Source organism: Pseudomonas sp. DVZ6, assembly GCF_024259445.1.
Taxonomy (GTDB): domain Bacteria; phylum Pseudomonadota; class Gammaproteobacteria; order Pseudomonadales; family Pseudomonadaceae; genus Aquipseudomonas; species Aquipseudomonas peradeniyensis.
Genome location: NZ_JANCLM010000028.1, coordinates 46912 through 61664 on the forward strand (window position 1 = coordinate 46912; position 14753 = coordinate 61664).

Annotated in this window: 11 protein-coding genes; 3 read left to right on the forward strand and 8 right to left on the reverse strand. The window is 67.8% G+C overall.

Annotated features, from left to right (window positions below; all coding sequences use genetic code 11):
* Positions 1-13 precede the first annotated feature (13 nt).
* Entirely contained in the window at positions 14-490 is a 477-nt protein-coding gene (locus tag NMG10_RS16800; protein ID WP_203647954.1) for a PA2169 family four-helix-bundle protein, read from the reverse strand.
* Between the two features lie 204 nt (positions 491-694).
* Between NMG10_RS16800 and NMG10_RS16805 the strand changes: the two genes are divergently transcribed.
* Positions 695-916, forward strand: a complete 222-nt coding sequence (locus tag NMG10_RS16805) for a DUF3820 family protein (RefSeq protein WP_234560464.1) — start codon at positions 695-697, stop codon at positions 914-916.
* Positions 917-1060: 144 nt separating this feature from the next.
* On the opposite strand, the gene NMG10_RS16810 is transcribed toward NMG10_RS16805, so the two are convergent.
* The 3 genes from NMG10_RS16810 to ptsP are packed head-to-tail and all read right to left on the reverse strand — an operon-like array spanning position 1061 to position 6578.
* Positions 1061-2782: a PTS fructose-like transporter subunit IIB gene (locus NMG10_RS16810; RefSeq protein WP_254464750.1), complete on the reverse strand. Its 1722-nt coding sequence runs from the start codon at positions 2780-2782 to the stop codon at positions 1061-1063.
* Positions 2782-3729, reverse strand: coding sequence for a 1-phosphofructokinase (pfkB, locus tag NMG10_RS16815; RefSeq protein ID WP_203647957.1), 948 nt, complete (start codon positions 3727-3729; stop codon positions 2782-2784). Before pfkB ends, NMG10_RS16810 begins: the two co-directional genes overlap by 1 nt.
* Positions 3729-6578: a phosphoenolpyruvate--protein phosphotransferase gene (ptsP, locus tag NMG10_RS16820; protein WP_254464751.1), complete on the reverse strand. Its 2850-nt coding sequence runs from the start codon at positions 6576-6578 to the stop codon at positions 3729-3731. The genes pfkB and ptsP overlap by 1 nt, the downstream gene beginning before the upstream one ends.
* A gap of 296 nt (positions 6579-6874) precedes the next feature.
* Here ptsP and cra point away from each other — a divergent pair, with 296 nt between their 5' ends.
* Positions 6875-7870, forward strand: coding sequence for a catabolite repressor/activator (gene cra / locus NMG10_RS16825; protein WP_186713203.1), 996 nt, complete (start codon positions 6875-6877; stop codon positions 7868-7870).
* A gap of 2 nt (positions 7871-7872) precedes the next feature.
* Positions 7873-8649, forward strand: a complete 777-nt coding sequence (locus NMG10_RS16830; RefSeq protein ID WP_203647959.1) for a TatD family hydrolase — start codon at positions 7873-7875, stop codon at positions 8647-8649.
* Between the two features lie 152 nt (positions 8650-8801).
* On the opposite strand, the gene NMG10_RS16835 is transcribed toward NMG10_RS16830, so the two are convergent.
* The 4 genes from NMG10_RS16835 to NMG10_RS16850 form a co-directional block, all read right to left on the reverse strand.
* Positions 8802-10814, reverse strand: a complete 2013-nt coding sequence (locus tag NMG10_RS16835) for a methyl-accepting chemotaxis protein (RefSeq protein ID WP_234560459.1) — start codon at positions 10812-10814, stop codon at positions 8802-8804.
* Between the two features lie 220 nt (positions 10815-11034).
* Positions 11035-11865: a regulatory signaling modulator protein AmpE gene (ampE, locus tag NMG10_RS16840; RefSeq protein WP_254464752.1), complete on the reverse strand. Its 831-nt coding sequence runs from the start codon at positions 11863-11865 to the stop codon at positions 11035-11037.
* Positions 11862-12428, reverse strand: a complete 567-nt coding sequence (gene ampD, locus NMG10_RS16845; protein ID WP_232854707.1) for a 1,6-anhydro-N-acetylmuramyl-L-alanine amidase AmpD — start codon at positions 12426-12428, stop codon at positions 11862-11864. The genes ampE and ampD overlap by 4 nt, the downstream gene beginning before the upstream one ends.
* Before the next feature lie 88 nt (positions 12429-12516).
* Positions 12517-14667, reverse strand: a complete 2151-nt coding sequence (locus NMG10_RS16850; RefSeq protein WP_254464753.1) for a DUF1631 domain-containing protein — start codon at positions 14665-14667, stop codon at positions 12517-12519.
* Positions 14668-14753: the final 86 nt, after the last annotated feature.

A 14753-nucleotide genomic window follows, 5' to 3' on the forward strand; every position in this document is an offset into this window, starting at 1 on the left:
GGCCCCAAAGATCTCAAGACCGAGCACGTGCCGCGTTACGCAGCGCCTTCACCTGGTCATGATTGCGCTGCACGCCCTGCAGCTGCTTCTCCACCAGCGTATAGCTCTGGTCATTGGCCGAGCGCCCCAGCTTGACCAGCTTCTCGCGGGCCTCTTTGTAGGCCTTGAGCGCATGGTCTTCACCACGCTCCACCTCGTTGAGCACCGCCTCTTCATCCTTGCCGGTGACCATCGACTTGAGGTTGACCCAGCCGCGGTGCAGGTCGCCGCTGATGCTGGTGCTGGTCTCCGGGTCACCACCCAGCCGGCGCACCTCGCCCTGCAGCTCGGCCGCGGCACTGGCGCACTCGCTGGCGCGCTGCACGAAGAAGGCTTTGAGTTGTGGGTTCTTCACATCCTCGGCGGAGGTCTTGAAGCCTTTCTCACCGTCCTTGCTGTACTCGATCAGGTCGTTGAGTACATCGATCGTGTCTTTGTTGGGATTGCTCATGGCAACAAACTCCTTGGCAGGTGATAGTCACCTTTACCGGAGCAGGCTTCGTGCCAGGCTAATGAATATTAAATTATTCATTAAAATCAATAGCTTGAAATGAAAAACAAAAAACCTGAAAACGGCGTTCTGCATGATCGCCGCTTGGGTCGTCGTGCAGTTTGCAGTATGGTCCGCGCTTCACCTGCCACAGGCCGATGCCCGATGAAACCCGAATCCCTGCAACTGCTGGTCACCCGCACCATGCCCTTCGGCAAGTACCAGGGGCGGATCATTGCCGACCTGCCCGGCGATTACCTGGCGTGGTTCGCCCGCAAGGGCTTCCCGCCCGGGGAGCTGGGCGCGTTGCTGGCGTTGATGCATGAGATCGACCACAACGGGCTGGGCGATCTGCTGAAGCCGTTGCGGGGCAAGACGCGGGGCTGACCGCACCCTCTGTAGGAGCGGCCTTGTGCCGCGAAAGGGCTGCAAAGCAGCCCCATTCACTGTGTATGACGCTGAAATCCTGGGGCCGCTCCGCGCCCCTTTCGCGGCACGAGGCCGCTCCTACAGGGATTGCGCCGGGCCTGGCTACCCCTTGGCCGGCGCCACCACCATCTCCACCTGTTCGCTCTTCTTGATCACGGCATACACCACCGCCGTCAGCAGGCTGCCGGCCACGATCGCCAGCAGGTACAGCAGCGCATGGTTGATCGCGTTGGGGATCAGCAGCACGAACAGGCCGCCATGGGGCGCCATCAGCTTGCAGCCGAAGTACATCGACAAGGCCCCGGTCAGCGCGCCACCGGCGATGCTCGCCGGGATCACCCGCAACGGGTCCTTGGCGGCGAACGGGATCGCCCCTTCAGAGATGAAGCACAGCCCCAGCGCCAGCGCGGCCTTGCCGGCCTCGCGCTCGCTCTGGGCGAACTTGCGTCGGGCCAGGAAGGTGGCGATGCCCAGGCCGATCGGCGGCACCATGCCGGCGGCCATGGTCGCGGCCATCGGCGCGTAGCTCGACGACGCCAGCAGCCCTACCGAGAACGCATAGGCGGCCTTGTTGATCGGGCCGCCCAGGTCCACACACATCATGCCGCCGAGCAGCAGCCCGAGCAGGATGGCGTTGGTAGTGCCCATGCTGTCGAGGAAGTGGGTCAGCCCTTCGAGCATGGCGGCCACGGGCTGGCCGACCACATAGATCATCACCAGGCCGGTGAACAGGCTGGCCAGCAGCGGGATGATAAGGATCGGCTTGAGCGCGTCGAGGCTACTGGGCAGGCGCACCCAACGGGCGATGGCCTTGGCGCTGTAGCCGGCCAGGAAGCCGGCGACGATGCCGCCAATGAACCCCGCCCCCAGCGTGCTCGCCAGCAAGCCGCCGATCATCCCGGGCGCCAGCCCCGGACGGTCGGCGATGGACCAGGCGATGTAGCCGGCGAGCAGCGGCACCATCAGCTTGAACGCCGCCTCACCACCAATCTGCATCAGCGCGGCGGGCAGCGTGCCGGCCTCCTTGTAGGCCTCGATGCCGAACACGAACGACAAGGCAATCAGCAGGCCGCCGGCCACCACCATCGGCAGCATGAACGACACCCCGGTCAGCAGGTGCTTGTAGACGCCCGTCTTCTCGGCCTGCTGCACCGCGCCAGGCGCATCCCCCGCAGCCTCCACCTTGCCCTCGGCCAGTGCCTTGTCCAGCGTGGCGCGGGCCTGCTTGAGGGCGATGCCGGTACCGCAACGATAGATGCGCTTGCCGGCGAAACGCGCAGCCGGCACTTCGATATCGGCGGCCAGCAGCACCACGTCGGCCTCGGCGATGGCTTCGGCCGGCAGCGGGTTGCGCGCGCCGACCGAGCCCTGGGTCTCCACGGTGAGCCGGTAGCCCATGGCCTGCGCCGCCTGTTGCAGCGCTTCGGCGGCCATGAAGGTGTGGGCCACGCCGGTCGGGCAGGCAGTCACCGCGACGATTTTCGACGCGCTGCCCTGCGGGGCCGGCGCCGGCTCGTGTACCCGCGCCTCGGCGGCGGCTTGGTCAAGAAACCCCTCGCGGTCCGCCAGTGCCTGGGCCGGCGTGCTCTGATACAGGCGCTTGCCCGCGAAGCGCGCCAGGTCCATCGGCCCGGTGCTGACCACCAGCACCCAGTCGGCATCAAGGATCTGCGCCGCAGTCAGGCGACGCTCGGGGTGCTCGGCATCCTGCACCTCGACACTGGTGCTCCAGCCCCGACGCTGGGCCACGGCGGCCAACAGGCGGGCGCTGAGCACGCTGGACACCTGCCCGTTGGGGCAGGCGGTGACAATGGCAATGTTCATCAGCAGCCCTCTTCTTGTTGTTCTGCCAGGTGCACGGCGGCCTCCAGCAGGGCCAGTTGCTCGCGATCGTGGATGCCGAAGCCGACCTGGGTGACCGCCTGGGCGGCGATGGCGGTGGCGCGGCGCAAGGTGGCGGCGGGCGCTTCGGCCTGGAGCAGGCCATGGACCATGCCGGCGACCAGTGAATCACCGGCGCCGACGGTGCTGGCGATGCGCACCTTCGACGGTTGCGCATGCAGCGCCAGGCCGGCGGCGAACCAGGTCACGCCCTGCTCGCCCTGGGACACCACCACATGCTCGACGCCGCTGGCCAGCAAGCGCTGCGCGGCGCCGCGCTGGCCGGCCGCGTCAAGCACAGGCTGCCCGAGCACCTCGCCGAGTTCCTCGGTATTGGGCTTGACCAGCCAGGGCGCGGCCTCGAGGCCGGCGCGCAAGGCCTCGCCGCTGCTGTCCAGGGCCACCTTCAATCCCTGCGACTTGAGCATCAGCAGCAGCTCGCGCAGCCATTCGGGGCTGATCCCCCGCGGCAGGCTACCGGCCACCACCACGGCGTCATGCCCCGGGGCCACCTCGGCCAGACGTTGCAGCAAGGCGTCGCGGGCGGCCTCGTCGACTTCAGGCCCGGGGCCGTTGATATCGGTGACCTGGCCATCGGCCTCGACCAGCTTGATGTTGCTGCGGGTCTCGCCGGGCACACGGACGAAGCAGTCGGCGAACCCACGCCAGGCAATCAGCGCCTCGAACGGCGCCAGGTTGTCGAGCCCGAGAAAACCGCCGACGGTCACGCGGTGGCCCAGGTCGGCCAGCACCTGGGCGACGTTCAGCCCCTTGCCGGCGGCATGGCTGTGCTGGGCCTGGCTACGGTTGACCGCGCCGGGGCGCAGGCGATCGAGGCTGATGGTGATATCCAGCGCCGGGTTGAGGGTGAGGGTGAGAATCTTGGCCATCAGTAACGCTCCACCAGCGCCCGGACTGCCTCGGCGCTGTCTTGTTGCAGGGCCTCGCGCGCCAGGGCGCGGGCCGTCGAAAGGTCGGCCTGGCGCACCAGTGCCTTGACTTCAGGGATGCTGCGGGCGGCGACGCTCAGTTCGTCCACGTCCAGGCCCAGCAGCACGGCCACGGCCTGCGGATCGGCCGCCAGCTCGCCGCACACGCCCACCCACTTGCCCTGGGCATGGGCGGCGCGCACGGTCATGTCGATCAGATTGAGCACCGCCGGGTGCAGGCCGTCGGCCTGGGCCGAGAGGCTTGGGTGGCCACGGTCGATGGCCAGGGTGTACTGGGTCAGGTCGTTGGTGCCGATGCTGAAGAAGTCCACCTCGCGGGCCAACTGCGGCGCCAGCAAGGCGGCCGACGGTACCTCGACCATGATGCCCACTTGCAGGTCGGCCACCGGAATTTCCTGGCGCAGGCGCTCGACCATGGCCTTGGCGGCGCGCCATTCATGGAGCTGGCCGACCATGGGGAACATGATGCGCAGCGGGCGATTGTCCGCTGCGCGCAGCAGGGCCCGCAGTTGCTCTTCCATCACCTGCGGGCGTTGCAGGGTCAGACGCACGCCGCGCACGCCGAGGAACGGGTTCTCTTCCGCCGCGATCGGCCAGTACGGCAAGGGCTTGTCGCCGCCCACATCGAGGGTACGCACCACCAGCGGGCGTCCGCACAGGCCGTCGAGCACCCGGCGGTACTCGGCCTCCTGGGTGGCCACATCGGGCAGTTGCGGGTGGGCCATGAAAATCAGCTCGGTGCGCAGCAGGCCGACGCCTTCGGCACCCTGCTCCACTACCTTGTCGATGCCACTGCTTTCGCCGATGTTGGCGAACACTTCGACCGCGTGGCCGTCGCGGGTCAGGGCCGGCTCATGGCGGTTGGCCCAGGCGATCTGCAAGCGCCGCTCGCGGGCATCGCGCTCGGCCAGCGCCCGTTGCAAGCGGGCCTCGGGCGGCGCGACCTCGACCTGCCCGCGCTGGCCATCGAGCAGCAGCGGCGTGCCGCTCTCCAGCAGCAGCACTGCCGCGCCGGCACCGACCACCGCCGGGATGCCCAGGGCCCGGGCGACGATGGCGCTGTGGGCCGTGGCGCCGCCCTGGGCGGTGATGATGCCGGCGACCCGCGCCGGGTCCAGGCGCGCCACATCGGACGGGCCCACCTCGGCCATCACCAGCACGTAGGGCTGCTCGGGCTCGACCACCGCCTGCACGCCACACAACTGGGCCAGCACACGGCGACCGATATCGCGCAGGTCGGCGGCGCGCTCGGCCAGCAGCGCATCGTGCAGCGCCTCCTGCTGGCGGGCGGCGTTCTCGATCACTGCCATCCACGCGGCGGCGGCGCTCTCGCCCTGGGCCAGGCGCAGCTCGACGTCATCGGTCAGGGCCGGATCGGCCAGCATTTCCTGGTGGGTGATGAAAATTTCGCCGATGGCCTTGTCGCTGCGTTGCACCAGGGCCTGCAGGTCGGCGTGCACCTTGTCGATGGCCGCTCGCAACCTGGCGCGCTCCTGGCCAGGCGACTCACCGCGCAGCGGGTAGTCGATCTCGCGCTCGACGCACACATGGGCCGGGCCACTGGCGATGCCCGGCGCGGCCGCGACACCCTGCACGGTACTGCCGGGTACGGGCGCCTGGAGAATCTCGACCGGTGATTCCTCCAGCACCAGCATTTGCAGCAAGGGCTCGACCTCTTCGCCCAGGCCCTGCTCGATAGCTGCCAGCAACACAGGCAAGACGTCGGCGGCGATGCCAGGTTCGGCGATCAACTCCAGCACCTGACCGCGACGGGCACCGAGGCTCAGCAGCTTGCTCAGGCTCTTCACCGAGACGGCGGGCTGGTCGCTGCCTTGCACGCGCAAACGAATCTCACCCTCGAAACCCTTGGCCAACTGCGCCAGCACCTTGGCCGGACGCGCATGCAGGCCATGGGCGTTGGCCAGTACCACCCGGGCGCTGGGCCAGTCGGCAGGCGCCTCGCCGCCGAGCACTTCGAGCACGGCGCGGCTGCTGGTAGCCTGGTAAAGCATCTGCCCGCGCCCCTCGATCAGCACCTCGCACAGGCGCTCGAGCAAGGCCTGGTGGGCAGCGCCGAGGCTGGCCAGGCAGAACAGGCCATTGAGCGGCTGGTCGCGGTAGCGCAGGGGTTGTTGCGGGGTAACGAAGGCCAGGCCCGGCTGGCGCACCTCGCGTTCGCTGTGCAGCCACCACAGGCCTTCGCCCAGTGGCAGCGGCTCGGTCTGCTGCAGCACGGCGGCAAAGCCGCTGTCGGCACAACCGGCGCGGTGCAGCAGGCGAGCGCCGCGCCAGGCCAGCTCGTCGAAGTCGTCCGCCGCCAGGTTGAGGCCGACCAACTGGGCATCCAGCGCCAGCTCACGCGGCGCCCCTTGCAGCAGTTTGAGCAGCGCCTCGGCGCTGCTGGCCCGGCGCAGAGCCTCGGCCAGGTCGGTTTCGCCCAGGGCGCGGGTCAGCAGTTGTAGAAGACGCAGGTGTTCATCGGAGCGGGCGGCGATGCCAATGGCCAGGTAGACGATCTGGCCGTCGCCCCAGTCCACGCCATCGGGGAACTGCAGCAGGCGCACACCGGTGGCGAACACCAGCTCGCGGGTCTGCGGCGTGCCGTGGGGAATGGCGATACCCTGGCCGAGGAAGGTCGAGCCCTGCGCCTCCCGGGCCTGCAGCCCCGCCAGGTAGCCCTCGGCGACCAGGCCATCGGCAACCAGTCGATCAGCCAGCAACGCCAGTGCCTCGCCCTTGTCGGCGGCACGCTGGCCCATGGCAATCTGCTCCACGGCAAGCTCGAGCATGACCCTCTCCTTTTGCGGCAGCCCCGTCGGCTACCGAGGTATTGTTGTGGAATTCGACGGCAAAAGCCGCCAAAACGATCAGCGCAACGGGCGAATACTCATTTCCAGGCAGGAAATTTCGTTTTGCTGAAACGTTTAATCTGACCAAGTGGCCACGTTACTCGATAATCTGCCAACGAAAAAGCCCCATCCTGTCGGACAATTGCGACAATGGTCGTCTGCGCGCGGGACCGTAGATGGGTGAAACTAGCCGGTCCAGCCCCGTGGCCAGTCCCGGAAACAACAAGGAAAATTCGGTGAAACTCAGCGATATCGCCCGTCTGGCCGGTGTGTCCGTGACCACCGCCAGCTACGTCATCAATGGCAAGGCCGAACAACAGCGCATCAGCAACAGCACCGTCGAGCGCGTGCGTGCGGTGGTCGAGGCCCATGGCTTCACGCCCAACCCCCAGGCCGCCGGCCTGCGCAGCCGCCACACGCGCACCCTGGGCTTCATTCTCCCGGATCTGGAGAACCCCAGCTACGCCCGCATCGCCAAGCAACTGGAACAAGGCGCCCGTGCCCGTGGCTACCAACTGCTGATCGCCAGCAGCGACGACCAGCCCGACAGCGAACGCCAGTTGCAGCAGCTGTTCCGCGCCCGCCGCTGCGACGCACTGTTCGTCGCCAGCTGCCTGCCGCCGGAAGACGACAGCTACCGTGAGCTGCAAGCCAAGGGCCTGCCGGTGATCGCCATCGACCGACGCCTGGACCCGGCGCATTTCTGCTCGGTGATCAGCGACGACCGCGACGCCAGCCGTCAGCTGGCACAGAGCCTTTTGAAAACCCGCCCGCGCAGCATCGCCCTGATTGGCGCGCGCCCCGAGCTGTCGGTGAGCCAGGCCCGCGCCGGTGGCTTCGACGAGGCCCTGCAAGGCTTCGACGGCGACGTGCGCCGCTACCAGGGCGAGGCCTTCAGCCGTGAATGCGGCCAGCGCCTGATGCAGCAACTGATCGACGAGCTGGGCGGTCTGCCGGATGCCCTGGTGACCACCTCCTACGTGCTGCTGCAAGGCGTGTTCGACACGCTCCAGGCGCGCCCTGAGGGATCCCGCGAGCTGCAACTGGGCACCTTCGGCGACAACCAGCTGCTCGATTTCCTGCCGCTGCCGGTCAACGCCATGGCCCAGCAGCACGGCCTGATCGCCGCCACCGCGCTGGAACTGGCCCTGGCCGCCATCGAGGACAAGCGCTACGAGCCCGGCGTGCACGCCATCGGCCGCACCTTCAAGCAACGGATCGCCAAGGCCTGAACATGCGCCTGATCGACACCCACACCCACCTCGACTTCCCCGACTTCGATGCCGACCGCCCGCGCCTGCTGGCCAACGCGGCGGCGCGCGGGGTGGAGCGCGTGGTGGTGCTGGGGGTGTACCAGGACAATTTCCAGCGGGTCTGGGACCTGGCCTGCGCCAACCAAGGCGTGTACGCGGCGCTGGGGCTGCACCCGATCTACCTTGAGCAGCACCGCCCCGAACACCTGGCGCAGCTACGCGACTGGCTGGAACGCCTGCGCGGCGATCCGCGGCTGTGCGCGGTGGGTGAGTTCGGCCTGGACTTCTACCTGCCCGAACTGGACCCGACGCGCCAGCAGGCATTGTTCGAAGCCCAGCTGCAACTGGCCTGCGACTTCGAACTGCCGTCACTGCTGCACGTGCGCCGCAGCCACGCCCAGGTAATCGCCACGCTCAAGCGCTACAAGCCGGCGCGGGCGGGGATCATCCATGCCTTTGCCGGCAGCTACGAAGAGGCGCGGGAATACATCAAGCTCGGCTTCAAGCTGGGACTCGGCGGTGCCGGCACCTGGCCCCAGGCGTTACGCCTGCGCAAGACCCTGCCAAGGCTACCGCTGGACAGCGTGGTGCTGGAGACCGACGCGCCGGACATGGCGCCGGCGATGTTCCCGGGGCAGCGCAACAGCCCGGAGCATCTACCCGAGATTGCCGGGGCGCTGGCCGAAGTCATGGGGATCGAGCCGGGGCTGCTGGCCGAGGCCAGCAGTCGCAATGCCTGCGAGGTGTTTGGCTGGTAGACCGACGCGGTCCCTGTAGGAGCGGCCTTGCGCCGCGATAGGGCTGCGTAGCAGCCCCAGGATTTCGGTGTTGACACAAAGATCGCTGGGGCCGCGTTGCGGCCCTTTCGCGGCGCAAGGCCGCTCCTACACGGGATTCACGCTGCCCTCGATCAGACCCTGAACGCCCCGATCAACCGCTTGAGCTCCACCACCTGCGCCGACAACGCCCGGCTGGCGTCCTCGGTCTGGCAGGCGCCCTCGGTGGTGTCCTGCGCTGCGCGGTTGATCGCCACGATGTTCTGGTCGATGTCGTGGGCCACGGCGGTCTGCTGCTCGACGGCGGCGGCGATCTGCTGGTTCTGCTCGACGATCCCGCCCACCGCGCCAAGGATATTGCCCAGCGCCTGTTGCACCTGGCGCGCCTCGTCCACGGTACCGGCGGCCATCTGGTGGCTGCTGCCCATCACCCGCACCGCCGCGCCCACGCCATCCTGCAGGCGCTGGATCATCTGCGCGATCTCTTCGGTGGAGTCCTGGGTGCGCCGGGCCAGGGTCCGCACTTCGTCGGCGACCACGGCGAAGCCCCTGCCCTGCTCGCCGGCCCGGGCCGCCTCGATGGCGGCGTTGAGGGCCAGCAGGTTGGTCTGCTCGGCGATGCTGCGGATCACTTCCAGCACCCGGCCGATGGCCTGGCTGTCGCCCGCCAGCTGGTTCACCGCCGCCACGCTCTGGTCGATCTCGCCGGCCAGGCGGGCGATGCTGCCCTGCTGGCTTTCCACCAGGTCGCGGCCCGAGGCGCTCTCGTGGTTGACCCGCTGCGCGCCTTCGGCGGCCAGGGCGGCGCTGCGGGCAACCTCCTGCGCGGTGGCGCTCATCTGGTTCATGGCCGTGGCCACCTGCTCGATCTGCTCGCGCTGGCCGCTGACCGCCTGGTTGCTGCGGCTCGACACCGACAGCACCTGCCCGGCCTGCTCCTCCACCGTGGTCACGGTCTTGCCGACCTGCTCGATCAGCCCGCGAATGCGCCGTACCGTCTCGTTGAAGCCACGCCCCAACTCGCCCAGTTCGTCCTGGCTGTTAGCCTTGAAGCTGATGGTCATGTCGCCGGCGGCCACCTTGTCCATGGCGTTGCCCAGGTTGCCGAGGGTTTCCCGGGTGGAGACGTAGAAGCCGCCGTACAGGTAGATGATCAGCGCGAACACCGTGGCCAGGGCCGCGACCAGCGCGATCGTGCGCAGGCGGTGCTCGCCCAGGCGCTCCTCCAGCTGGCCGTGCAGGTGGGCAAGGACGGCATCGTTGAAGCGGTAGGTCTGCGCCATCAGGTCGCTGGTCTGCTGGTAGAAGCCGGCCCAGGGCGCATCCAGGGTCTCGGCCACCACCACCTGGTCCTCGAACAGGGTCGCGGCCTGCTTGACCGTGGCCTGGCTGGCCTGGGCATCGCTGGCCAGCGCGGCCCTGAGCCCGGCATCGCTGGCCAGGACATCGTCGAGACGGATGGCATAGTCGGCGGACAGCCGCTCCAGGCGCTGCAGCAGGTCTTCGAAGCGCGCGCTGCCCGAGGAATCCATGAAACCGCGGCCGAGAGCCACCGCGCCCATCGCCCGGCCTTCGCCCAGGGCCTGGGTGACCTGCGCCGTGGCGTTGCCGACCAGTTCGCTCAGCTGGCGCACCGAAGCCTGGCTGTCCTGGTTCAAGCCCGACTGGCTGGCGACCAGCTTGCCCAGCACTTGGGCCTGGGCCAGCAACTTGTCGAACAGCGCCGCCTTGTTCTGCAGCGAGCTTTCCTCACGGGCGCGGGCAAAGGCCTCGGCCAGCTCGGCACGCTTGGCCTCGAGCGCCGGGTCGCTGCCCTTGAGGCCGTCGAGCCGGGCCTGGACCTTGTCCTGCAGGGCACCGATGCGGCTTTCCACATCGCCAGCCTGGCCCGACTGGCCCAGCACAGCGTTGATCTGCAGCAGGTTGCCCAGGGTCTCCAGATCGCCGCGCAAGGCCAGGCTTTCGGACAGCGGCGCTAGCCCCTGCAGTTCGCCGCGGGTGGCCTGCAGCTGGTTATAGGCGTCACGGACCAGGTAAAAACTGGTGACCAGCATGGGCAGGAAGAACAGGACGCTGATCAGGCTGAACTTCATGCCGAAGCTCAGCCGGTTCATCAGTGCGATGGCCGGATAGAGCAGACGCTTCACAGGTCACCTCCTTGAATTCTTGTTGTTCTGCGGGGTAGCACAAGGCCATCTAGGGCCAGTGGCTTTGTATAGCGCAGATTGGAATCAAGGTTTGTAACTTATGGTTAAGCGCGGTTCGGTAGGAGCGGCTTTAGCCGCGATGCGGGCACCGCGGAGTCTGGCACCCGCTTCGCGGGTGATCGCGGCTGAAGCCGCTCCTACAAGGAGGTGATTAAAGTTTTCAGACCAGCACGGTCCACAGGGCGAAGCAGGCATACCACAACACGGCGCAGCGCAGCAGCAGCTCCCACAGGCTGTCCAGGCGCTCCAGGCCATGCTGGCGGTCTTCCTCCTCGGGAATATCGTCGGCCACCCGACCGACCTTAGCCACCAGGTGCCCGGCGCTGACGTGCCAATCGAGCAGCTCGTGCAACATCACCCGGGTCACCGCGACGAAGTTGCCGACCAGCGCGAAGCTCACCGTCATCACCCGCACCGGCAGCCAGTCCATGGCATGACGCAATTGCCCGGCCAGGGTTTGCAGCGCCGGCTGGCGGCTGTGGTCCATGGTCAGCGCCAGCAGGCGGTAGGCCAGCGCCGCCCCCGGGCCGAGCAGGAAGTACCAGAAGATCACCGCGAAGAAGCTCTGGTAGGCCTGCCACAGCAGGTGGCCCTGGACCCGCTTGATCAGGCTCTGGGCATCGTCGGCAGCCAGCCCCAGGTCGCGTTCGGCCACATGCAGCGCAGCCTGGTCGTCACCGCGGCGCCAGGCGTCGCGAAACGGCCCGAGCGCCGCCTTCACATCGCCTCGGCCGAGGCTGTAGACCAGCACCAGCAGGTGCACCGGCAACGCCAGCAGACCGTAGGCCACCGGCTCCAGCACATGCAACAGCAGCACGAGCAACGCCACCGGCGCCAGGACCAGGATGCCCAGCGTCCACCACGGGTGGACCTTGCCGCTGCGCTCCAGGCGCACCAGCTCGCCCAGGTAGAAGCCGTCGCGCTGCAACCGCTGACGCAGGGCCGAGAACTTCTCGACCCACAGCGCCAGCACCAACACCAGAAAACTCATGCCTTGTCCTCGTTGCGTTGCAGCGCGGCCCGGTAGCGCGGCCAGTCGAAGGCCGGGCCCGGATCGGTCTTGCGCTGCGGGGCGATGTCGCTGTGGCCACAGATGCGCTGGGCGTCGATCACAGGCCATGCCGCGCGGATCTCGCGGGTCAGGCGCTCCAGGGTGGCGTACTGGGCATCGGTGTAGGGCAGCTCGTCGGTGCCCTCCAGTTCGATGCCGATGGAAAAATCGTTGCAGCCCTCGCGCTCGCCGAAGCGCGACACGCCGGCATGCCAGGCGCGGTCGAGCAACGAAACGAACTGGGTCGCCGCGCCATCGCGCTCGACGAACAGGTGCGCCGAGACGGTCAGGTGGTTGATGCTGGCAAAATAGGGGTGCTCATTCGGATCCAGGCGATTCTGGAAGAACTGCTGCACCTTGCCGGTGCCGAAGCAGGCCGGTGGCAGGCTGATGTTGTGGATGACCAGCAGCGCGATGGCCTCGCCCTCGGGGCGGGCGTTGAAGTTCGGCGAGGGGCAGTGGCTGACGCCGCTGAACCAGCCGGTCGCACGGTCCAATTGCATGGTGCAGATCCTGAAATGACGCCCGAGACAGGTGCCCAGTATGCCGTGGCCGGCCGGTGCTTGCATGTAAATGATTGTGTAGGGAAATTCAGCTCTGTTGGGCCTGCTGCCCGCGCAACTGCTCCAGCACCGCTTCCAGCGCTCGCTCGAACAGCAGGCCGTCGTCCAGCAGGCGCACCTCGCCACGGCGCAGGGCCAGGGCAAGGCCCATGCGGTTCCATTCGCGCACCTTCATGCCGGTGCGGTTGGTGAAGACCAGGCGATCATTGCTGTCGATGCGCGCCACCAGCTTGCAGCGCAGCGGCTCGTCGTCGTCCATCACCTCGACCCAGGTGCCGACCTGCAGGCGCTGCACCTGGCGCAATGCCGGCTCCTGGTCATCGAGCGGCAGGCCAGGGGCAAGGGCGGACTCGTCGCTGACCGCCAGCACGATAGCCTCCTCCAGCCACACTTCATCCAATGCGGCGTCCGGCTCCGGCGTGCCACCGCAGGCACGCAGGTGCAGTTTTTCCAGTTGCAGGAAGAAATCACGAGTGGCGGCGGAGTCCAGCGCCACCCCCGCCAGGCCGTCGCGCAGCGCCTTGAGCAGGCCCGGCACCTGCTCCAGCAGACGCTGTGGCTCACGGTACGGGGCAATGCTGACCAGCAGGTCGTCCACCGTCGCCAGGGCGTCGGCCCAGGCCGGCGAGGCCTCGCCCTGCTTCAACCAGGCCAGCAGCAGCACCTGGCTCCAGGACTGCACCAGCATCTGCACCACCACCTGCGGCAGTACCCGGCCATGCAGGCGGTCGTTCAACTCCTGCTGTACCCGCTGGCGAGCCTGCAAGGCACGGGCACGCCCCTCCTCGGCGTCGCGGGTGCGCTGTTCGAGGAGTTCGTTGCGCCGGCGCTCGTCCTGGCTGAAGGCGAGAAACTCATCGAGCAGTTCGTTGAACACTGCACAGTCGTCGGAAAAGTCATTGAGCAGGCGCTGGACGATGCGCTCGACCCGCAGGTGCAAGCTGTCGCGCAGCCCCTCGGCATCGCTCTCCCAGCCGATGGCCACGGCGGCGATCTCGTTGAGCAGGCGGCGCGCCGGGTGGCTGGCGCGGCTGAACATGCCCTTGTCGATCAGCGCGACCTTGAGCACCGGGATATGCAGGCGGACGATCAGCGCCCGCAGGCTGGCCGGCAGGTTGTCGTCGCCCTGGATGTAGGCGAACAGCAGGTCGACCAGGTTGATCGTGTCCTCGTCGTCGGTGGCGATCCGCCGCCGCGTACCGCTGCGCACGCTGACCCGCAGCAACAACTGCTCCAGCTGCTGGCCGAGGTTGAAGTCATCCGGCTCGCCAGGGGCCGGCACATAGTGCTGCAGGTGGGTGAGCAGGCGCAGCAGGTCGCCGGTGCTGGTCGGCTGCGCGGATCCGGCCGCCTGCAGCCGCGGCGCGACACGCCCGCGCACCGGCGCCAGCAGCGTCTGCACCGAGGCAAAGAAAGCCTGGCCGGCGGAGTCGGACAAGCCGCCCAGCGCCGGGCTGGCCGGAACGCGCCGGGCGATGCTGCGCCGGTCCTCGGCGCGGCGCCGCGGGGCGGGCATCAGCTGCGGCAGTACACCGGCGCTGGCGAGCAACTGGCTGGCCTCGCCGTAGAGCAAGTCGAGGTCGCGCAGCACGTAGCGCTCGAACAGCTTGAGCAGCACCATCTTGACGCTGGCGCCAACCCCCAGGTTACGCCCGGCGTCCAGGAAGTAGCCACACAGGTTGCCAGGGCCCAGGGGATTGCCTGCGCTGGCCAGCGGCAGCTCCAGCAGCGTGGTGAAGCGCAGGTTCAACTGCTCCAACAGGAAGCCGTCGCGGGACAACACCCGGTCGACCATGGTCTGCACGGCCACCGAGCGCTCCAGCGACGGCTTGTCCTGTGTCTGCGCCCTGACCAGGGACTCGAGCCCGTCGCCCTGGCCGATGCGGGCGAAGGCCTCGTAGAAAGTGTCGAGGAAACCTCGTTCAATACTCTTGCGCTTGAGGCGCAGGTCGCGCATGGCTTCGAAGTAGAGGTTCTGATCGAGGCGACCACTGGCCTTGTCGGCCATTTCGAACAGGGTGTCGTCGGCATTGTCGAATAGCGCCTGCAAGCCCTGGCGCAATTGCAGGGCAGCCTTGTCGCGCACCTGCAGGAGCAGCACGGGAAGGCATGGCGAGGGCGCGCGCGCACCCCGGTCGATGGCAGCCGCCAGGGGCACCACCTTGCCTTCATCATGCATCCCGGACTCCTTGCTGGATGTTACGTTGTTCGACTGGAAGGAAATCGTCAAAGCTATGACGCCAAATACTGGGCGCTATTATCAGT